The 19,564-nt window shown below is 76.5% G+C and carries 18 protein-coding genes; 1 reads left to right on the top strand and 17 read right to left on the bottom strand.

Annotated elements, in window-relative coordinates; translation table 11 throughout:
• Positions 1-243: 243 nt before the first annotated feature.
• The 13 genes from INN71_RS03840 to INN71_RS03780 form a co-directional block, all read right to left on the bottom strand.
• Positions 244-1,215 carry a lytic murein transglycosylase gene (locus tag INN71_RS03840; RefSeq protein ID WP_277500712.1) on the bottom strand — a complete coding sequence of 324 codons (972 nt, stop codon included), beginning with the start codon at positions 1,213-1,215 and terminating at the stop codon, positions 244-246.
• Positions 1,212-2,006: a 3'(2'),5'-bisphosphate nucleotidase CysQ gene (locus INN71_RS03835; RefSeq protein ID WP_277500713.1), complete on the bottom strand. Its 795-nt coding sequence runs from the start codon at positions 2,004-2,006 to the stop codon at positions 1,212-1,214. The genes INN71_RS03840 and INN71_RS03835 overlap by 4 nt, the downstream gene beginning before the upstream one ends.
• Before the next feature lie 10 nt (positions 2,007-2,016).
• Entirely contained in the window at positions 2,017-3,297 is a 1,281-nt protein-coding gene (locus INN71_RS03830) for a hypothetical protein (protein ID WP_277500714.1), read from the bottom strand.
• Between the two features lie 10 nt (positions 3,298-3,307).
• The gene (locus tag INN71_RS03825) at positions 3,308-4,645 is read right to left on the bottom strand and encodes a YncE family protein (RefSeq protein ID WP_301799671.1); all 1,338 of its coding nucleotides are present in this window, start codon (positions 4,643-4,645) and stop codon (positions 3,308-3,310) included.
• A 95-nt stretch (positions 4,646-4,740) separates the two neighbouring features.
• Positions 4,741-5,640 (bottom strand): sulfotransferase, encoded by a 900-nt coding sequence (locus INN71_RS03820; protein WP_277500716.1) that lies wholly within the window; start codon positions 5,638-5,640, stop codon positions 4,741-4,743.
• On the bottom strand, positions 5,637-7,202 hold the full coding sequence (locus INN71_RS03815; RefSeq protein ID WP_277500717.1) for a lipopolysaccharide biosynthesis protein: 1,566 nt from the start codon (positions 7,200-7,202) through the stop codon (positions 5,637-5,639). The genes INN71_RS03820 and INN71_RS03815 overlap by 4 nt, the downstream gene beginning before the upstream one ends.
• Positions 7,203-7,245: 43 nt before the next feature.
• Complete coding sequence (locus INN71_RS03810) at positions 7,246-8,199, bottom strand: glycosyltransferase family A protein (protein ID WP_277500718.1); 954 nt, start codon at positions 8,197-8,199, stop codon at positions 7,246-7,248.
• Entirely contained in the window at positions 8,192-9,583 is a 1,392-nt protein-coding gene (locus INN71_RS03805; RefSeq protein ID WP_277500719.1) for a hypothetical protein, read from the bottom strand. The genes INN71_RS03810 and INN71_RS03805 overlap by 8 nt, the downstream gene beginning before the upstream one ends.
• Positions 9,576-10,934 (bottom strand): O-antigen ligase, encoded by a 1,359-nt coding sequence (locus INN71_RS03800; protein ID WP_277500720.1) that lies wholly within the window; start codon positions 10,932-10,934, stop codon positions 9,576-9,578. The genes INN71_RS03805 and INN71_RS03800 overlap by 8 nt, the downstream gene beginning before the upstream one ends.
• A complete protein-coding gene (locus INN71_RS03795; RefSeq protein WP_277500721.1) occupies positions 10,931-11,464 on the bottom strand; it encodes a DapH/DapD/GlmU-related protein in 534 nt (177 codons plus the stop codon). Before INN71_RS03795 ends, INN71_RS03800 begins: the two co-directional genes overlap by 4 nt.
• Entirely contained in the window at positions 11,461-12,039 is a 579-nt protein-coding gene (locus INN71_RS03790) for a glycosyltransferase (RefSeq protein WP_277500722.1), read from the bottom strand. The genes INN71_RS03795 and INN71_RS03790 overlap by 4 nt, the downstream gene beginning before the upstream one ends.
• Positions 12,036-12,512, bottom strand: a complete 477-nt coding sequence (locus tag INN71_RS03785) for a UDP-N-acetylglucosamine--LPS N-acetylglucosamine transferase (RefSeq protein WP_277500723.1) — start codon at positions 12,510-12,512, stop codon at positions 12,036-12,038. The genes INN71_RS03790 and INN71_RS03785 overlap by 4 nt, the downstream gene beginning before the upstream one ends.
• Positions 12,512-13,999: a sugar transferase gene (locus tag INN71_RS03780; RefSeq protein ID WP_277500724.1), complete on the bottom strand. Its 1,488-nt coding sequence runs from the start codon at positions 13,997-13,999 to the stop codon at positions 12,512-12,514. The genes INN71_RS03785 and INN71_RS03780 overlap by 1 nt, the downstream gene beginning before the upstream one ends.
• 186 nt (positions 14,000-14,185) lie before the next feature.
• On the opposite strand from INN71_RS03780, the gene INN71_RS03775 reads away from it, so the two are divergent.
• Positions 14,186-14,935 (top strand): TetR/AcrR family transcriptional regulator, encoded by a 750-nt coding sequence (locus tag INN71_RS03775; protein WP_277500725.1) that lies wholly within the window; start codon positions 14,186-14,188, stop codon positions 14,933-14,935.
• Positions 14,936-14,977: 42 nt separating this feature from the next.
• On the opposite strand, the gene INN71_RS03770 is transcribed toward INN71_RS03775, so the two are convergent.
• The 4 genes from INN71_RS03770 to INN71_RS03755 form a co-directional block, all read right to left on the bottom strand.
• On the bottom strand, positions 14,978-15,844 hold the full coding sequence (locus INN71_RS03770; RefSeq protein WP_277500726.1) for a hypothetical protein: 867 nt from the start codon (positions 15,842-15,844) through the stop codon (positions 14,978-14,980).
• Positions 15,845-16,036: 192 nt separating this feature from the next.
• Complete coding sequence (gene pth, locus INN71_RS03765) at positions 16,037-16,645, bottom strand: aminoacyl-tRNA hydrolase (protein WP_277500727.1); 609 nt, start codon at positions 16,643-16,645, stop codon at positions 16,037-16,039.
• 53 nt (positions 16,646-16,698) lie between these two features.
• Positions 16,699-17,376, bottom strand: a complete 678-nt coding sequence (locus INN71_RS03760) for a 50S ribosomal protein L25/general stress protein Ctc (protein ID WP_277500728.1) — start codon at positions 17,374-17,376, stop codon at positions 16,699-16,701.
• Positions 17,377-17,574: 198 nt separating this feature from the next.
• Positions 17,575-19,563, bottom strand: coding sequence for a serine/threonine-protein kinase (locus INN71_RS03755; protein ID WP_301799662.1), 1,989 nt, complete (start codon positions 19,561-19,563; stop codon positions 17,575-17,577).
• Position 19,564 lies beyond the last annotated feature (1 nt).

Raw genomic sequence — 19,564 nt, 5'->3', positions numbered from 1 at the left:
CCACGTCGACCACCGGAACGCGCGCGGCCACCTCAACCACCGGAACGCGCGCGGCCACCTCAACCACCGGCGGCTGGCGGGGACACCGGCGTGTCCGGGCGTGGTTTCGAGGGGTGCTAGCGCACCCACCTCAACCACCGGAACGCGCGCGGCCACCTCAACCACCGGAACGCCGCCCACCTCGACCGCCGCCGCACCCGCGGGGTCACCTCGACCACCGAGACGCGCCGTCGGTGGCCAGACTCAGCTGCCCTCGGCGGAGCGGGCGGCGTACCCGGATGCGGCGGCGTGCACGGCGTCGACGTACGCCTGGTCGTGGTTGTAGGAGAACACCGCGTCGGCCCAGCCCTGCCCGCTCGCGAGGTCGTTGTCGTCGTGGCACAGGTAGCGGGCGGCGGCGTACGCGGCGTCGTCGAGGTCGTTCGGGTCCGTCTCGCCGTCGCCGTCGCCGTCGGCGCCCCACCGGGCCCAGGTCGAGCCGATGAACTGCATCGGCCCGACGGCGTGGTCCCACACGGGGTCGCCGTGCCACTGCACGAGCGCCGGGTGCGACGGGATGGCGGCGAAGCTGCCGGTGCCGTCGAGTGCCGGCCCCACCACGGCCGGGCTGGACCGGCCGTCGAGGCCGAGGATGCTGCCGGAGATGGTGCCGTGGCGGGACTCGACGTACCCGATGCCCGCCAGCGTCGCCCACCCGATCGCGCACCCGGGGTCCTCGGCGCGCACGCGCAGCTCGGCGACGGCGTACGCGTTCGTCGCCACCTGCGGGAGCCCCGTGCGCGCGGCGACGTCGGCCGTCCACGCGGCGTCGACGACCGGCACGACCGGACGACCCGGCGGCAGCAGCGGCTGCTCCGCCGCGGGCGGCGGGGCGACCTCGCCCAACGCGGAGGTGCCGGGCTCGGAGCGCGGCTGCGGCGCCGGCTCGCGCGCGACCCACCAGGCCGCGCCGAGCAGGGCGACGGCGATGACGACGAGCAGCCCCGGTACGACGTGCCTCCCCCGCCGCGCGGCCGTGACGGGTCGCCGCGTGGCCGGTCGCCGCGGGGCCGGTCGCGCCGCGGGCCGGCGCGCGGCGGCCTTCTTCGCGGGCACCTTCTTCGCGGGCACCTTCTTCGCGGGCACCTTCTTCGCGGCGGCGGACTTCCCCGCGGGCGGCTTCGCCGCCGCCTTCTTCGCCGCGGTTCGCGCGGCCGGCTTGCGCGGCGCGCTCACGCCCCGGCGATGGCGGCCAGCACGCGGTCGGCGAGCTCGGGCCGGCACACGACGAGGTCGGGCAGGTACACGTCGGCCTGGTTGTAGCGCAGGGTCGAGCCGTCGACGCGGCTCGTGTGGAGGCCGGCCGCGCGGGCGACGGCGACGGGCGCGGCGGAGTCCCACTCGTACTGGCCGCCGGCGTGCACGTAGGCGTCCGCGACGCCGCGCACGACCGCCATCACCTTCGCCCCGGCGGACCCCATGGGCAGCAGCTCCGCGTCGAGCGCGGTGGCGACGACGTCGGTGACCGCCGGCGGACGGCTGCGCGAGACGACGAGCCGCGGGCGCCGTCCTCCCGCGGCGGGCGGCGCCATCCGGGGTGCGGCCGTCGAGAACGTCTCCTCCAGGGCCGGCTGCGCGACGGCGCCGACCGTGAGGTCCCCGCCGCCGGCGGGATCGGCTGCGTCCCGCTCCCACAGCGCCACGTGGACGGCCCAGTCCTCGCGGGGCGGCTCGCCGTACTCCCGCGTGCCGTCGAGCGGGTCGACGATCCACACCCGCTCCGCCTCGAGCCGCACCAGGTCGTCACGGCCCTCCTCCGACAGCACGGCGTCGCCGGGCCGGGCACCGGCCAGCAGGCCGACGATGAGCTCGTGGGCGACCCGGTCGCCCGTGTCCTTCAGCTGCGCCGGCTCCCAGCTCTCCGCGACGGCCCGCACCCGCAGGTCGAGCAGCTGCTCGCCGGCGACGGTGGCGAGGTGGGCGGCGAGCGCGTGGTCGTCGTACGACGACAGGTCGGTCCCGGGCACGGGCCCCAGCCTAGGTCGTGCGGGGTCGCCCCAGGCCGTCGGCGGCGAGCACGTCGAGGATGGCGTCCGCCGCCTCGCCCGAGCCCCGCTCGCCGCCCCCGGCGAGAACGGCCCGGCGCACGGCCATGTCGAGGAGGTAGAGCCGCGCGGTCAGCGGACCGGTGCGCACCCGCCCGGCCGAGCGCGGGTCCGCCGAGCGCTGCAGCAGCTCGGCCGCGGCCCGGCTCGCGGAGGCGCCCCCGACGCTCGTGGCGTGGGCGAACTGCCAGTTGTGCCGGTCCAGCGCCAGCGGCGCGCTGCCCTCGCCGTACTCCCAGTCCCACACCGCGAGCCGGCGCCCGCCGTCGGACCAGCCGAGGTTCCACGACGACCAGTCGCCGTGCCGCAGCCCGTGGGGCAGCACGGTGCGCCCGTGGAGGCGGCGTACGGCGTCCAGCACCGCCGCGCACCGCACGCCCCGCTCCGCGACGGCGACGTCGGGCGACGCGACGAGGTCGGCCACGTCGACCACGAGACGCGCGAGCCACGGCGACTCCGCGAGCGGCGGCGCCGAGCCACGTGCGGCACCCACCAGCGCGTCGAGCCGGTCCCAGGTGCTCGCCGGGTCGGCGGCGTCCGCCGGGGCGACGTCGTGGGGCAGCGGCGTCGTGCCCAGCACGGCGACCCCGTCCTCGTCGTGCCACAGCACGGGCCGGGGCACGAGCAGCGCACCGTCGCCGACGAGGTCGGACGCACGGGCGGCCGCCAGCGCCGCGGTGCGCTCGCGGCGCAGTGCCGCGCGTCGCTCCGGGCCTCCCCCCAGCTTGAGGAACAGCACCGGGGTCCCGGCGGCGTCCGTGACGAGCACGGTGGGCCGGGCCGTACCGTCGCGGTCGAGCACGGCGAGGCTCAGGTGCAGCTCCCGCTCGGGTCGCCCCAGCGACGCCGCGGCCAGCGCCCGGAGCCGCAGCGCGTCGCGCTCGGCCACGACCCGCACCACCTGCCCCGCCCGGGCCCGGGGACCGGCCAGGAAGGCGGCGGCGACGAGGGAGCGGGCCGCCCGGCGGCGCGGGGCGCGCAGGCGGTTGCCGTACATGAGGACGGCGTGGCGCCCGCGCCGCGGCAGGGCGCGGTCGACGACGTACCGCACGCGCCCGCCGTACCGGACGAGCTCGTAGGCCTCGTCCGCCGCGGACGCGGGCCGGGCCGGGGCCAGCGCCGAGCCCGCGCCGCCGAGGAGCGGCCAGACGACGGCCGCGGTGCGGGCCCAGGCCGGGTCACCCCCCGGCGTCACGAGATCGGCGCGTTCCACGACCCGCCCCTCAGCGCCCGGGCAGACGGACGAGGTTGGCCTGGGGCCGACCCTGCACCGAGGTGAACCCGCCGCCCATGACGATCTGGCGGCCGTCCGTGGCGAGGGTGCGCGACAGCAGGAGCGTGTCGGGCTGCGTGCTCACGCCGCTCGTCATCACCTGGAATCCGCTCTTGACCCGCCCGGTCGAGCGGTCGAGCACGTGCATGGCGACGTAGCGGCGGGGGTTGGTCTCGCCGAAGCCGCCGGCCGCGCTGCAGTCGTGCGCGTGGGAGGCGACGTAGATCTCGCTGCCCAGCGGGAGCACGTCGAAGGTGTCGCCGTAGCAGCGCGAGTACCACCGCACGGCGCCCGTCGCGGTGGCGATCGCCTGCACGCCCTCCTTGCGGCTCGCGGAGCCCGACCGGTCGTCACGACCGGCGAGGTAGAGCGTGTCGCCCACGACGTGGAGCGCGGTGGCCCAGTTGTACGGCGCGAGCAGGTAGTCGGTGCGGAAGTTCGCCACCGTCGCCCCGGTGCGGGCGTCGACGGCACCGACGCCCTGCGCGGCGCGGCCGTTGACCTGCTGGAACGGGCCGCCGACGAAGACGCGGGCCCCGTCGGCGGACACCGCGAGGGCCGTGGTGCGCAGCGCCTCGCCCGCGACGGGAGCGCTGATGACCGGCCGCCACGGCGTGACCTCGCGGGTGGTGAGGTCGAAGGCCGCCAGCCGGTCCCGGCTGGTCCAGCTCCCGACGCTGAACGCGCCACCGACGTAGAGCGTGCGGCCGTCGGGCGAGATCGCCAGCGAGCGCACGGTGCCGTTCACCCCGTTCCAGCCGACCTGGCCGAGGAACCGACCGGTCGCGGTGTCGAACATGGCGAGGTGCTCGGCGGTCTGGCCGTCGACGGAGTTGAAGTCACCGCCCACGTACAGGACCTTCTTGTCCGGCGACAGCACCATCGCGTGCACGGTGCCGGGCGAGCCGTCCCACTCGTTGGTCAGACGCGGCGCGAACGACGGGACGAGCGCCCCCGTCGCCGCGTCGAAGGCCACGAGCCGGCCCTGGCCGGACTCGCTCGTGCCCGCGGCCGCGCCGGAGGGCCGGGTGGAGGTGAACGCCCCGCCCGCGTAGATCCGCCCCGCGGCCATCTCGACCGCCCAGACGGGCCCGTTGGTCTGCGACATCGGCACGGGCACGTCGCTCACCACCGTGGCCGCCGAGGCCCCCGGGGCGGCCACGACCTGCCCGAGCAGGAGGGCGAGGACGGTGGCGACGACGCTGCTGGCCGCGCCGGCGCGACCCCGCCACCTCGCCCGGGCGCCGGTGCCGGTGCGGGCACCGGTCCTGGTTCTGGTCAGTTCCACGTTCTCGTCTCCTCGGGTCGCACCGGCGGGGCCGGTGGGCGTGCTGGGTGGGGTGGGGTGCTGCGTGTGCGGCGTCCGGGGCCGCCCGATCGGCCTCACCACCACACCTCCGTGCCGAGGAGCCGTGCGAGCTCCTTCGTGTGCGGTTCGTAGTGCGCCCGCAGCTCCTCCGCCGGTCCGGCCGGCAAGGCGTCCCCGGGCGCGCGGTTGCGGCGGGTCGACGCGGGCGGGCGCCGGTCGAGGCCGACGTGGTCCTGCACCCGCCCGAGGGCGGTGGCGGGGTCGGCGTACATGTCCTCGCTGCGCAGCACCAGCACCCGGTCGGGGCCGTAGGCGTCGAGCCACGCGGCGACCTGACCGGCGTACTCGCCGCGGGCGCGGTAGGAGTACCAGTCCAGCGCCCGCGGGTGGTACGTCGGGTCCGCGGCCAGCCGCTCCCGCTCCCCCGCCAGCCGCCCGGGCTCCGCGGCGAGCGCCGCGGCGAACCCGAGCGACTCGACGCCGGCCTTTACCCGCTCCCGGTAGTGGGAGTAGGCCCGCTCGACGGGGTCGCGCAGCAGCACGACGATCCGCGCGTCCGGCAGCACCTCGTGGGCCCGCGTGGCGACCCGGGGGTCGAAGAGGTACGCCGGGTCGGCCTCCACCGCGAGCGCCGCGCCGTGGCGCTCCGCGTGGCGACGCCGGGTGGCCGCGGTCGGGAAGTGCCCGCGGTACCACGCCTCGGAGCGGTCCGCGTGGCGCGTGAACCAGTGCGGGCTCTTCACGTGCTGCGCCGCCGGCAGCAGCGGCAGCACCTGCGGGTGCGACAGCAGGGCCGACCACAGGAACGTGGTGCCGCTGCGCTTCGCCCCCACCACCAGCACGTCCGGACCGGGTCGCCAGGCGGCCGTGGCCGTCCCGCCGAGGCGTACGGCGCCGCCCACCGCCTGCTTCGCGGGCTGCGGCACCAGTGACTTGGCCCGCCGCAGGGCTGCGGAGTCGTCGAGACTGCTCACGGGGTCCTCCAACGGGACGGGCGGGACGGGCGGGACGGGCGGGACGGGCGGGACGGGCGGTGGGTGGCCGGCAGCCGCAGCGCCGGGAGGTCGAGCGGGCGGCGCGCGAGCTGCAGGAGCGCGGCGTACGCCAGCGTGCCGACCAGGGCGTGGACCCCCAGCCAGGACCACGTGGGGTCGGTGACCAGCCGCAGCGCCAGGCCGGGCAGGCCGTAGGCGAGCAGGGCGCAGGCGCCCGCGACGAGCACCGGACGCCACGGCAGGCGGATGCCGGTGCGGCGACCGCCGCGCACCAGGCCGAGCGCGGAGTCGAGGGCCAGGCACCCCGCCCACGCGACGGCGGCGCCGACCAGGCCGATCCGTGGCACGAGCACGAGGTTGAGGACGATGTTGAGGCCCAGCGCGACCGCGGTGTGGGCCGCGGTCAGCGCGCTGCGTCCCGCCATCAGCAGGGCGGCGGTGACGTTGCCCATCGCGACGTAGACGAGCATGCCGAGCGCGACCACGGTCAGCGCCGGGGCCGCCTCGGCGAACTCCGGGCCGACGACCCCGAGCACCAGCGGCGCGTGCACCGCGAGGCCCAGGAAGATCGGCCACGACACCAGCACCAGCCAGACGGTGGTGACGGCGTAGACGTCGCGGAACGCCGCCCGGTCGTCCCGCGCCCACGCGGCGGCCATCGCGGGGGCGCTCTGCAGGCGCAGGGCCTCCATCGCCATGGTGCCGGTGGTGACGAAGCGGCTCGCCGCGGCCCAGGCGCCGGCGGCCGCGGGGCCGAGCAGGATGCCGACGACGATCACGTCGGCCCAGACGATCGCGAGCTCCAGGCACGACGCGACACCGCGGGGCAGGTTGAACGCCCAGAGCGCGCGGGCCTCGGCCCGCACGTCGGGAGGGGTCGCCGGTGTGGCCGCCGGGCTCGAGGCCGGGGCCGGGGCCGCGGTGCGGGCCCGGCGCACACCGCGCAGGAGCAGCGCGGCGGCGGCGAGGTCCATGAGCACGAGGGGCGCGGCGTAGCTGACGAGCAGCCACTCCGCCGGGGCGTCGACCCACCACAGCAGGGCGACGGCGGCGAGCCGGGAGGTCGGCAGGAGCACCTGGTAGAGCCACACGAAGGGCAGGACCGAGCCGAGCGAGCGGGTGCCGTTGAGCGCGGCCTGCCCGGTCGCGGAGACCACGAGGGTGCCGACGAGCACCCAGCAGAACGCGGTGACCGTCGAGCGGTCGGCCGCCGGGAACGTCGCGGCGATGTCGTCGACGAGCACGGCGAGGGTGGCGGCGACCACGAGGCTCCACAGGAGCACCGGGGTCAGCGTCAGGCGGACGGCCCTCCAGGCGCGCTGGTGGTCGCCGACCGCGCGGTGGCCCGACAGGGCGCGCACCAGCCCGGTGTCGCTGCCGGCGAGCGCGACCCCGTTGAGGATCATCAGCACCGCGACGGCCTGGAAGTAGAGCCCGGCCAGGTGGGCGCCGAACAACCGTCCGAGCACGATCGTCAGCGCGAACCCGCCGAGGGCGGCCGCGACCGACCCGACCAGCGACACGGCGCCGCTGCGCGCCATCTCCCTGCGTTCGGCCGGCCGCGGCGCCAGGGGCCGCGGCTCCTCAGATACCGCGACCACGGGCGTGCAGCGCGGACTGGATGCGGGTGGCGCTCACGAGACGGCTGAGCACGAGGGCGGTGAGCACGACGCGGGGCTCCCGGCGGTTGTCGGTCCACGCCCGCCGCAGCCAGGTGCGGGCCTCGCCCCGCTCGCCGGCGGCGGCGTGGGCGAAGGCGATCTGGCCGGAGATCCGCGCCCGTCCGCTCGGCGACGCGGCGAACTCGGGGAACGCCGCGAGGAGCGACGACAGGGCGGCGGCGACGGTCTGCCACCGGCTGAAGAAGTACGACCCGCCGTTCCAGTGGATGTCGGCGACGACGTCCTCGACGAGCCCGATGGTGCCGGTGCGGGCGAGGCGCAGCAGCAGCTCGTAGTCCTCCGCGTAGCCCCCCGGCAGGTCCTCGTCCCAGCCGCCCACCACGGCGACCGCGCGGCAGCGGTAGAGCAGCGCGGAGGGGTGCAGCTCCATGACGCGGTCGTCGAGCAGGTCCTGCAGGTGCACGCGGCGGCGGGGCGCGCGTCGTACGACGTGCACGTCACCCCGCACGACCCGCACGCTCCCACCGACGGCGAGCAGGTCGGGCTCGGCGAGCAGCTCGCGGACCTGGGCGTCGAGCCGGCCCGGCAGCCAGGCGTCGTCGTCGTCGCAGGTCGCGAGCAGGTCGTGCTCGGCGAGCGCGAGACCCGTGTTGCGGGCGCCGGCGACACCGGGGCGCCGGGCGTTGCGGACGACCCGCAGCCGCTGGCCGGCGCGCTGCGGCTGCGGCAGGCCCAGCTCGGCCGGGTCGCGGTCGTCGTCGAGCACGACGACGAGGTCGACGGGCCCCTCGTAGGTCTGCTCCCACACCGACAGGACCGCCCGTCGGAGGGTCTCAGTGCGGCCGTGGGTGGCGATGGTGACGGAGACGGCGGGGTGGCGCTCGTCGCGGCGGGCGCCCGGGGCGGTCTCACTCAACGCCCTCGACCTCCACCCGTCCGAGCACGGTGACGTCCACGGCCGCGAGGTGCATGCGGGCGACGTCGAGCGCGTCGGCGGCCCAGCGGCTCGTGCCGACGACCACCACGACGCCGTCGCAGGCCTCGAAGTCGATCCGCCAGTTCGGCAGGGTGACGTCGAGCAGGTCGATCTCGAGGCGGCCGTCGGCGCCGACCGCGCGGACGCCGCGGCGCACCAGGTCCGCCGCGCTGGGGTCGAGGTCGGGCGTGACGTAGACACCGAGGCGCAGCTCCGCCCCCGGGTCCTCCTGCTCGCGGCGCAGGAGCCACCGCGTGACGCCGAGGCCGATCGTGGCCAGGGCCCCGTCGGGGGCGTCGCGGCGCACGGCGGCCAGCACGGCGAGCTCGGTCGCCGGGACGTCGACGTCGCTGCCGAGGAGCTCCGGAGCCGGCTCCTCCCCGTCGACCCGGTCGCGGGCGGCGCCGCGCCGACGGCGCACGGCGCCGGCGAGACCGCCACCCCGGGCGGTGTCGGGACCGGCGTCGGGACCGGCACCGGGGTGGGCGCCGGCGCCGGCGCCGGCGAGCGCGAGCTGCCGCGGGGCGTTCGGGGACCGCAGGTGCCACAGGTAGGCCGACACGAGGCCCAGCAGCAGGCCGCCGAGCAGACCGGCCAGCACGTGCGCGGCAGGGGTGAGGGAGGTCTGCCGGGCGGTGCCGGCGGCGGCGCCCGCGATCTTGCCGGGGTCCACCACGGTCTCCTCGAGCAGCACCCGCTCCTCGACGAGCTCCGCGGCGCGCGGGTCGTCGGCGTCGTAGGCGGCGATGAGGTCGGCCAGCAGCGCGTCGTGGCTCTCCCAGCGCTGCACCGCCTCCGCCTGCGCCCGCTCCAGGTAGACCTCGGCGGCGGTGTCGGCGCGCTCCTCCGCCTCCTCGGCGTCGTCGTCGGTCCAGGTGAAGACGAGGTAGTTGCTGTTCGTCTCCGCCACCACGCCCAGGCGGCGCGCCACGTCGTCGGCCGTCGTGCCGTCGCCGATCTCCTCGGCGATGGCCTCCCGCACGGGTGGGGTGCGGGTCAGGGCGACCTGGTCCTCCGCCCACAGGGTGTCGGGGCGGAAGTCGCCGACGGGCACGAGGCCGCTGCCGACCCGCACGGTCGACGTCGCGGCGTACGTCGGCTGCGTGAGCCCCGCGACCAGGAGCCCGGCGACGAGGCCGAGCGCCATCCCCACGAGCAGGTGGAGGCGGTGAGCGCGGATGGCCGCGGCGAGCGTGGGGAGGCGACGCAGCTCGCGTCCGTCGTCCGTCCCGGCAGGCGCGGTGGTCGCGGTGGTCGCGGTGGTCGCGCAGGTCGCGGTGGGCTCCGGAGACGTGTCCAGGGCCGTCGTCTTCTCGTCATGCATGGTGAGCGGTCACCTTCCTGGGGTGGGGTGCCACGGGCGCGGCGCTGGTGGCGCCCGCCGCGGGAGAGGTGGTGTGGAGGCGGCGCACCCCGGTGAGGGCGAGCGCCAGCAGGGTCACGGCGAGCGGCACGGGCAGCACCTCGTAGAAGGCGATCTGCACGAGCAGCGCCGGACCCGTGGCGTGCAGCCAGATGTCGGCCGAGCGGCCGTCGCGCGGCCGGGCGTGCCACCACACGGCGAGCACGGCCAGCACGAACACCACGGCGCCGGCGATCCCCTGGGAGACGAGGATCGTCCACAGCTGTCCGTGGGTGCCGATGGAGACGTCGTTGCTGTCGGCGAGGCCGGCCGAGGACTGCGGCGCGCCCCAGCCGAAGAGGGGCGAGCGCAGCGCGAGGTCCCACGACGCCTGGTAGAGGGTCTCGCGGGTGCTGGTGTTGGCGTACTCCAGCCGGGCCGTCAGCACGCGTCGCACCGGCTCGACGAGCCAGATCGTCGCCGCCAGGCCGGCCACGGTGCCGCCGACGGCGCCGAGCGCCCGCAGGTCGCCGGTCGCGGCGCGCCGCACCACGACGTACGCCGCGGCGACGGCGATCGTCACCCAGCAGCCGCGGTTCAGCGACACGAGCACCGGCGGCACCGCCGCGACCAGCAGCCCCGCGAGGAGCACGCGCTCGTGGCGGCGGGTGGCGACGCAGAACGCGTGCACGACGACCGGGAAGCCGATGCCGACGGCGGCGCCCCAGTCGTTGGTGTAGGCGAAGAGGGGGCTGGGGCGCGGTGAGCCGTAGAGCCCGTCGTACTCCGAGAACTCGGGGTGGGTCAGCGACGTCACGAACGGGTCGTCGAGGCCGACGGCCCGGGTGAGCGCCTGGAACGGGCTCGTGAACTGCAGGTTGTCGACCAGGATGCCCGGGTAGGCGAGCAGCACCGCCGCCGCCCACAGCGCGACCAGCCACGTCAGCACGCGGCGTCCCGGCAGACCGCGGTCGAGCGCGTTCCACACGACGACCGCCATCGCGACGACGCTCGCGTAGAGCGCGAGCCGGAACCCGTAGGACACCGCGTAGCGCGCCGTGCTCAGCATCAGCGCCGAGACCAGCACCCAGCCGAGGAAGAGCAGGAGCACGCCGTAGCCCGGCGGGAGGGTCACCACGCGGCGGTTGACCGCCAGCCAGAGCACGACCGGTACGGCGGCGACCACCCACGCGGGCACCTGCACGCCCAGGGCCCACCACAGGGGGTAGGCCAGGAGGAGGAGCGCGACGGGCCGCACCGCCGAGGTCAGCTCGGCGGGGGTCGCGGTCGAGGGGGGCGCTGGGTCGCGCCGCACGACGGTGGGAGCGCTCACGCCGCCACCTCGCGGACGCGGCGGGCGGGCACCCCGGCGTACACACCGCCGCTGGTGAGGCGGCCGGTGACGACGGCGCCGGCGGCGACGACGCAGCCGTCCTCGACGACCGCGCCCGGGAGCAGGGTGGCGCGCGCGCCCAGCCACACGTTGTCGCCGACGCGGGTCGTCAGGTACTCCGCGTCGCGGGACGTGCGCCCGTCCTCGTCGCGCCCGTGGGTGGCCGTCAGCACCATGACCTGCGGGGCCAGGTGGCAGTCGGCGCCGATCTCGATGCGACCCCGCGCCACGTCGAGGTAGCAGTCGTGGTTGACGAAGGTCCGCTCCCCCACGCTCAGCGCGCTGCCGGTGATGGTCACGCCGCTGAACACGTTGCGGGTGCGGACGTCGAGGCCGGCGGCGCGGTAGACCAGCCACCGCAGCGGGCGCGGGACGAGCGCGGAGCCGGCCACGACGCCCAGGACGAGGTGGCGCCAGGCGATCCCCGCGTCGAGGCGTACGGCGGCGCCCACCCGCCGCAGGACGCTCATCGCTGCACCCGCGAGAGCAGGGCGCGGCGCACCGAGCGGACTCGGCGCTGACGGTGGCCGACCAGCTCGTCGACGTGGTGGGCGAAGCGCGCGGCGGCCTGGCCGGCGGCGTCGTCCGCCTCCTGCTCCACGCGGGGGCCCGTGCCGGCGAGCGCGTCGAGGACGGCCGCGTCGACGCCGTCGCGCTCGGTCGCCAGCTGCACCATCCCGGCGTCACCGGCGACCTCGGCGAAACGCTGCTGGTGGCCGTCGACGTGCTCGCCGAGCGAGGGGTCGCGGGGCACGCAGACGGGCACGTGCCCGGCACGGCGGGCGTCCATGATCGTGCCCGGGCCGCCGTGGCACACGACGACGTCGGCGGTGCGAACGAGGCGCTCCAGGTCGTCGTGGTCCACGAAGGCGTGGCCCTCCGCCACCCGCGGCTCGGCGCTGTGACCGTGCTGGACGACCACGTGCGCCCGGCCCTCGAGGGAGCCCGCGAGCGTGTCCATCCAGTCGACCAGCCGGTCGAACGGGTGGTGGTCGGTGCCCAGCAGCGCCACCACGAGGGGGCGGCCGGCGTCGACGGCGGTCACAGGAGCGGCCCGACGAGAGCGGCGTCCGGGTAGACGTCCAGCTGCGTGTCCCACTGCACGATCCGCCGCGACGTGAAGGGGCCGCACAGGCGTCCCGTCATGGTCGGCGAGTCGACCCGGTCGTAGACCTCGAGGAACACGGTGGGGATGCGCAGCACCCAGGCGAGCACGAAGAACGGCACCGCCACGCCCGCGCCGGCGCTCACCACGACGTCGGGCCGCTCGCGGCGCAGGACCCGCCAGGCGAGCACCAGGTTGCGCAGCAGGTTGCCGACGTTGCGGGTGGTCGGCGAGTAGGAGGTGACGACCCGCTCGTCCGCGAGGCGGTCCCGCACGTCGGGGGTGTCCGGGCACACCCACGTGCGCTCCCGCTGCTCCCACCAGGGGCGCAGGGCGAGCAGCTGCGCGAGGTGGCCGCCCTGGGTGCTCACGAGCAGCGCGCGCTGCCCCGGCACGGCGGCGATGTCGGTCATCAGTAGGCTCCCTTCGCCCGCAGGACGGCGGACACGGTGCGGACGCAGATGACGAGGTCACCCGCGATGGACAGGTCGTCGGCGTAGGCCAGGTCGAGGTCCACGCCGTCCCTCCAGGGGAGGTCGGAGCGGCCGCTGACCTGCCACAGCCCGGTGAGCCCGGGCTTCACGGCGAGGCGGCGGCGGGAGGTCTCGTCGTACGCCGCGACCTCCGCCGGCAGGGCGGGGCGCGGACCGACGAGGGACATGTCGCCCCGCACGACGTTCCACAGCTGCGGCAGCTCGTCGAGCGAGGAGCGCCGCAGGAAGCGGCCGAACCGGGTGACCCGCGGGTCGGCCCGGATCTTGAAGAGCACGGCGTCGGACTCGTTGAGGTGGGTCACCGCGGAGCGCAGGCGCTCGGCGTCGGCCCTCATGGTGCGCAGCTTGTGCAGGACGAACGGGCGGCCGTCGCGCCCGACCCGCACCTGGTGGAAGAGGGCCGGGCCGCTGCTGTCGAGCCGCACGGCGAGCGCCAGGAGCCCCAGGAGCGGTGACAGGAGCACCAGCGCCACCGCGGCCAGCGTGCGGTCTGCGAGCGACTTGGTGACCCGCCCCACCGTGCCGTGCCGCGGCGGGGCGAGCGTGAGCACGGTGCCTCCCGTGGGGCCGCCGAGACGGCCGACGGCCAGGCGGCGGGGGGCGACGGCAGGTGCGGCGAACCCGAGCGGCACGCCGGTCGGCTGCAGCTGCCAGGTGACGGCGCGCACCGCGCGGGGGGCGAGCCCGGCGCCCGGGGCCAGGAGCACGAGGTCGGCGCGGTGGTCGACGACCGTGCGGGCCAGCGCCGGGGCGTCGCCGGTCTCGAGGTCGACGCCGACCGTGGCCACGGGGGCCACCGGGGCCGCGAGGCCCGCGGGGTCGGGGGTGGCCCGGCGGCCGGACGGGACCAGCAGCACGACCCGGGGCTCGCGGCGCCCGGCCGCGAGCGCGGCCCGCACGACGGCGAGCAGGACGGCGACGAGCACCACGACCAGCACGAGCAGCCCGACGGGGGCCACGAGGAGACCCGCGGTGACCCCGAGCGCGAGCAGGCCGGCCGCGAGCAGCGCGACCCGGGCCAGGCCCGGGAGGTCCGCGCCCGTCACGGCACAGTGGGCCGGGCGGGAGCCGGCCAGCAGCAGCCGCGCCGCCCACCAGGCACCGGCGACGAGGCCCGCCGCGGGCAGTGACAGGGGGCCGGCCAGCGTTCCCCCGGCCGGCACGGCGACCGGGAGGACCGCCTCGCCCAGCGCGAGGACGACCCGGGAGCGGCGTCCGGCCGGGGCCGCGACGGCGGCGGGAGCCGGGGCGGCAGGAGCCGGAGCCGGGGCCGGGGCGGGGGCGACGGAGCGGACCGCCGCGACGGGGCGGGGGGTCGTGCCGACCGGGCCGGGCTCCCCGACGACGGGCTGCACCGTGGCGTGACCACGCTCACCGCCCGACACCTCTCGCACCACGCCCGACACCGGCGCCTCCTTGACCTCGACCCCTGATCCGGGGTGGACTAGACCTGCTTGGAGAACACTGTTCGCTTTCGTGAACGGCGTTGTCAAGTGAGAACACGGTTCTTTACCTGCCAGCCGCGCCCAACCGTGCGTCTTTGACGCACGGGAGCCAGTCGGGCCAGTAAGGTCACTCGGGAGATGGGTGCGATGACGGAGACACCGGACAGGGGCGCGCAGCCCGAGACGTCCGCGTCCACGGGACCGGAGCGGGCCCCGTCGCGCCGCGACCGCGCCCGGCTGGCCACGACGGACGAGATCAAGGCCGCCGCCCGGGAGCTCCTCGCCCCCGCCCAGGAGGGCAGCGACCTGTCGCTGCGGGCCGTCGCGCGCGAGGTGGGAATGACCCCCTCGGCGATCTACCGGTACTTCGAGTCGCGCCACGACCTGATGGAGGCCCTCGCGCTCGACGCGTTCGACTCCGTGGCCGCCGCACTCGGCGAGGCGGCGGCGGTCCCGGACCGCGCCCCCCTGCAACGGGCCGTGGACATGGCCCACGCCTACCGCGCCTGGTGCCTGCGCCACCCGGCCGAGTTCGCCCTGATCTTCCGCCACGGCAACGTGAGCGGTGCCGGGTCACCGACCTGGCGCGAGCACCTCCTGGGCTTCTACCGCGTCCCCCTCGTGATCATGCTCGAGGACGTCGCCGCCGGGCACGTGGCGCTCGGCACGATGGCGACCCCGCTACCCGTGGTGCAGCCGGAGATCCTCGAGGTGGCCCAGGCGCTGGGCCCCGACGGGGTGTGTCCCGAGGCCGTCGTGCGGCTCACGCAGGTGTGGGCGTCGATCCACGGCTTCGTCTGCCTCGAGCTGTTCGGCCACGCCGGGCTCATCATGGGTGACGTCGCGGAGGCGTTCGAGCACCACGTGCGCACCGTCCTGGGCACCCACTACCGCTGACCCCCGCTCCCCAGGCGGCCTGGCTGTCCCCACCGTCCGACCTCACGAGAGCCGCGGCGCCCGGGGGAAGCCCAGCGCCACCTGCACCGCCGCGGAGACGGCGGCCTGGGCCTGGCGCAGGTCCGGGGTCGTGACGTCGCCGACCATGCACAGCATCCAGCGGCGCGCGTCGAGGTCGTAGCCGCCGGCGGCCACGCGCGTGACCCCGCCGCCCCACACCTCCATGGCCCGGGCGGCGGCCGACCCGTCGCCCGACCAGGCGACGAACGAGCCACCCTCGAGCACGGCGGCCGTCTGCTCGTCGGTGACCTGCCGGGAGGGCGCGGCCAGCACGGCGGCGAGCCGCTCGCCGTCGGGGCCGTCGCGTCGTACGGCGCTCGCCGCCCGCCACAGCTCCGTGCTCCCGGCCCGCCCGATCCACCAGCCCGCGACGTCGAGGCGCTGGGCGAAGCGGCAGGCGACGGCCGTGAGCCGGTCCACCACGGGCGCGTCCACCAGGTCGTCGAGGTCGTGGAGGGTGCGCTCGAGCGCGTCGGCCACGTCGCCGGGCGCCAGCTCGTCCGGGAGCTGGCCGACCGTCCCGCGCACCAGCTGCTCGAGGGCGTCGACCACCCGCCGGGCCAGGCGGCGCTCCTCGGCGTCGAACGAGCCCGTCGAGCGCACGAGGTGCAGGACGATGCCGGTGCCGTCCGCGCACTCGCGGCGCACGGCGATCACGCCGTCGTCCTCCGGCGGCCCCGTCGTGGTGCTGCGCAGGGACGAGGACGGCGTCGCGCCTCCCGCCAGGGGAAGCTCGACGGTGTCGTCGTACCGGGCGACGGTCACCGCGTCGAGCGAGATGGCCGCGCGGATGGTGTGCTCCACCAGCTCGCGCCACCGCTCGACCTCGTCCAGTGCAGAACTCTCCACGACTTGCCCACGCCCTCCGGATACGGCTCTCCCCCGCGCTGCCACGCACACTGGACGCCCGAGGACCGGGGCTGTGACTGCACCTTCGCGATGCCAACGATGCAGGGGCACTGCAAGTCACTCGGAAGTGACGCGCGTCGCACTCCCACACGAGCGGGCCCGAACCGGGACCTTCGTCCCAGCCCGGCGGGCTCAGGAGTTGAAGCGCTGCTGGGTGCGCTCGAGGCCCTCGGTGACGAGGCACTCGATCGCGTCGGCGGCGTCGCCCACCTGCAGCGGGAGCTCCTTGCGCTCGGTGCGCGAGTAGTCCGACAGCACGAAGTCCGCGACGTCCTGGCGCCCCGGGGGCCGGCCGATCCCGGCTCGCACCCGGTGGAAGTCGCCGGTGCCCAACGACGAGCGCATCGAGCGCAGGCCGTTGTGGCCGTTGTCCCCGCCGCCCTTCTTCACGCGCAGGGTGCCGAAGGCGATGTCGAGCTCGTCGTGGACGGCGACGATGCGCTCGGGCGGCACCTTGTAGAAGGTGGCGAGCGCCTTGACCGGGCCCCCCACCTCGTTCATGTAGCTGCGCGGTCGCGCCAGCACCAGCCGGGGCCCGGGCGTGCCCGGTGCGCCGACACGGCCCTCGACCACGTCGGCCCGCCCGGTCTTGTGGGAGCGGAACGGACTGCCCCAGCGCGCGGCCAGCTCCTCGACCACCAGGTAACCGATGTTGTGCCGGTTGCCGGCGTACGACGGGCCGGGGTTCCCCAGCCCGACGGCGAGCCACACGCCCCCGGGCGCGTTCTCGGTCTCGGACATGGGGGAACCCCGGCCCTCTCTGCTCGGGGGCCCGGCTCGCGCCGGGCCCGGACTCACTCGGAGTCGGTGGCCTCGCCCTGCTCGGCGTCGCCGGCGTCGGCGGCGTCGCCCTCGGCGGCCTCCGGCTCGTCCTTCTCGATGCCCGCGTCGGCCTCGGCCTCGGCCAGCTCGGCCTCGACCTGCTCGGCGGTGGCGGCGGCGGTGACGTTGACGACGAGGACGTCGCCCTCGGTCAGCAGCGTCGCGCCGCCCGGCAGGGCCAGGTCGGCCGCGGTGACCTGCGTGCCGGCCTCGGCGCCCTCGACGGACACCTCGACCTGCTCGGGGATGTCGGTGGCGGCGACCTCGACCTGGACGGTCGCGTTCTCGGTGACGACCAGGGTCTCCGAGGCGGCCTCGCCCACGACGACGACGGGCACGTCGACCGTGACCTTCTCGCCCTTGACGACGGCGACGAAGTCGACGTGCTCGATGACGCGGCGGATCGGGTCGACCTGCACGTGCTTGGTCAGCGCCAGCTGCGCCTCGCCCTCGACGTCGAGCTCGAGCAGCGCGTTGGCGCCACCGTGCTTGAGCGCGAGCATCGTGTCGTGGCCGGGCAGCGTCAGGTGCAGCGGCTCCATGCCGTGGCCGTAGACGACGGCGGGGATCTTGTCGGCGCGGCGGATGCGGCGGGCCGCACCCTTGCCGAACTCGGTGCGACGCTCGGAGGTGATCTTCTCGCTGGACATGTGGGACTCCTCGTGGTGCGGGTACGGCGGCACGGGAGGCCGCTCGTCAGGTCGGGCGCCGCGGCGCGACAGCGCGGCGGACACGGGAGTCCGACCGGCCCTGTCGATCACGGAACCCGGAGGCTCCCTCGCCGAGGCAACCGCAGCACCCTAGCCGCCGCCGGAGGGACCGGACAAATCGGGTGGTGCCCGGTCGGGTCAGGTGCTGGGGGTGACGACGGCCACCGCGGCCGGCTCGAGCACGAAGCCACCCACCTCGGCGACCACCTCGCAGGGGCCGGTCGTCGGGAAGTAGCCGCGGACGTCGCCGTCGACGCTCACGGCGACGGCGTCGCACCCCGTCGCGAAGCGCAGCCCGTCGCCCGCGAGCTCCCGCACGACGCCGCTCGCCACCCGGGCCCCGCTGTCGTGGACCGGGTCGGAGCCCACCTCTCCCTGCGCCCAGGTCGCGAACAGGAGCGTGGACGCGGTCCCGTCGACGTCGATGCGGGGTGGCGTGACCTCGATCCGGAGGCTGCGCACGCGCTGGGCGGGGAACGCGGTCGTGCGGTTGGCGGTGTCGGCGACGGCGGTCGTCAGGAGGTCGGCGGCGTCGGACTCCCACGCCTCCAGCGCGCCCTCCTCGACCCCCAGGTCGACCCCGACGACGGCCGCGGCCCGCAGCGTCGTCGTACCGGCCGGCAGCGGGCCGAGGCTCCAGCCGCACGGTTGCTCCACCGCCGTCGTGTACGGGTCCACCGGGGCCGCGGGCACGTCCCAGGCCACGTCGGTCGGGCAGTCCGCCGGGTCGTCGGCGGGGCCGGGCAGGAAGACGAGGACCGTGGGCTCGGCCGCCGCCGGCTTCGTCAGGCTCAGCTCGACCTCCACCGTCGACCCGCCGGGGTCGTACGACGCGGCGCGGGCGACGACGAGACCGCTCGGCGAGGCCACCGGGTCCAGCTCGGCCTCCTGCTCGGGGGCCGTCGCGCGCGTGGCGGCGTCCACATCGCCACCCCCGGTGTCGTCGCGGCCCGCCCACCACGAGCCCGCGAGCACCGCGGCGAGGAGCACGAGCACCGCGGCGACCACGGCGACCACGGCGCGACGTCGCGGCTCCCGCCGCGCCGGGGTCTCCGGGGTCTCCGGGGCGACCGGAACGGGGTCGGGCCCGCCGGCGCCCACGGCCCCCGACGGCACGAAGGGCACGTCGACGGTGTGGCCGGGCGGCGCGCTGGCGGCGGCCGCCGCGACGGCCGCGGCCCCGGGGGCGGGCGCGCCGGGCAGCGCGGGGTGGGAGCGCACGACGGTCCGCTCGGCGGTGTGCCACGTCTCGGGGTCGGGCTGGCGCGGCAGCGGGTCGCCGTCGAGGGCCTCGTCCGGCAGGTCGCGCAGGGCGCGGGCGGTCGCCCCGGCCGGGAGGCGCGTGGCGGGGTCCTTGGCCAGCATCACCGCGAGCACGCTCCACAGCAGGGGGTGCACCGGCAGCGGCGGGGGCTCGACGGTCACGTGGCGGTTGCCGATGGTGTGGACGGTGCCCTTGCCCGCGAACGGCGTGCGCCCGCCGAGCAGCTCGTAGAGCAGGATGCCGGTCGCGTAGACGTCGGAGGCCGTGCTGAACCGGCCGTGCTGGAACAGCTCGGGCGGCATGTAGCCGGGGGTGCCGACGAGACCCGTCGCCTGCACCGTCGAGTCCTGCGCGAGCCGCGCGATGCCGAAGTCCGACAGGCGCACGCCCGAGCCGTCCCCGGGCTGCCCGCCGACGAGGAGCACGTTGTCGGGCTTCACGTCGCGGTGCAGGAAGCCGGCGGCGTGGGCCGCGGCGAGGGCGTCGAGCACCGCACAGGTCACGGCGACCGCGGCCCGGGGCGCGAGGGTGCCGGCGGTGCGCAGGTGGCTGCGCAGGTCGCCCCCGGCCACCAGGTCCATGACGATGGCGAGCTGCGAGCCCTCGACGACGAGGTCGCGCACCCGCACGATGCCCGGGTGGCGCAGGTTCATCAGGATGGCGCGCTCCTGGATGAACCGGCCGACGATGTCGGTGTCGTGCGCGTAGGTCTCGTGCAGCAGCTTCGCGGCGACGGCCTCGCCGGTGGTGCGGTCGACCGCGCTCCAGACCTGGCCCATCGCGCCCCCGCCGAGCCGCTCCACCAGCTCGTAGCGGCTGCCGAGGGCCCGGGGGACCGCCTCGGGGTCCTGCTCGTCGGCCACG

Origin of the sequence: Nocardioides sp. ChNu-153 (genome assembly GCF_030466625.1) — a bacterium.
Taxonomy (GTDB): domain Bacteria; phylum Actinomycetota; class Actinomycetes; order Propionibacteriales; family Nocardioidaceae; genus Nocardioides.
The sequence above is the reverse complement of the archived record's forward strand: the minus strand, read 5'-3'. Positions and strand labels throughout refer to the sequence as shown.

Excerpts from the sequence above, each read along its gene's own strand:
- INN71_RS03805 (WP_277500719.1), bottom strand. The coding sequence starts at position 9,583 with ATGCATGACGAGAAGACGACGGCCCTGGACACGTCTCCGGAGCCCACC.
- INN71_RS03815 (WP_277500717.1), bottom strand. The coding sequence starts at position 7,202 with ATGGCGCGCAGCGGCGCCGTGTCGCTGGTCGGGTCGGTCGCGGCCGCC.
- pth (WP_277500727.1), bottom strand. The coding sequence starts at position 16,645 with ATGTCCGAGACCGAGAACGCGCCCGGGGGCGTGTGGCTCGCCGTCGGG.
- INN71_RS03760 (WP_277500728.1), bottom strand. The coding sequence starts at position 17,376 with ATGTCCAGCGAGAAGATCACCTCCGAGCGTCGCACCGAGTTCGGCAAG.
- INN71_RS03785 (WP_277500723.1), bottom strand. The coding sequence starts at position 12,512 with ATGACCGACATCGCCGCCGTGCCGGGGCAGCGCGCGCTGCTCGTGAGC.
- INN71_RS03775 (WP_277500725.1), top strand. The coding sequence starts at position 14,186 with ATGACGGAGACACCGGACAGGGGCGCGCAGCCCGAGACGTCCGCGTCC.
- INN71_RS03795 (WP_277500721.1), bottom strand. The coding sequence starts at position 11,464 with ATGAGCGTCCTGCGGCGGGTGGGCGCCGCCGTACGCCTCGACGCGGGG.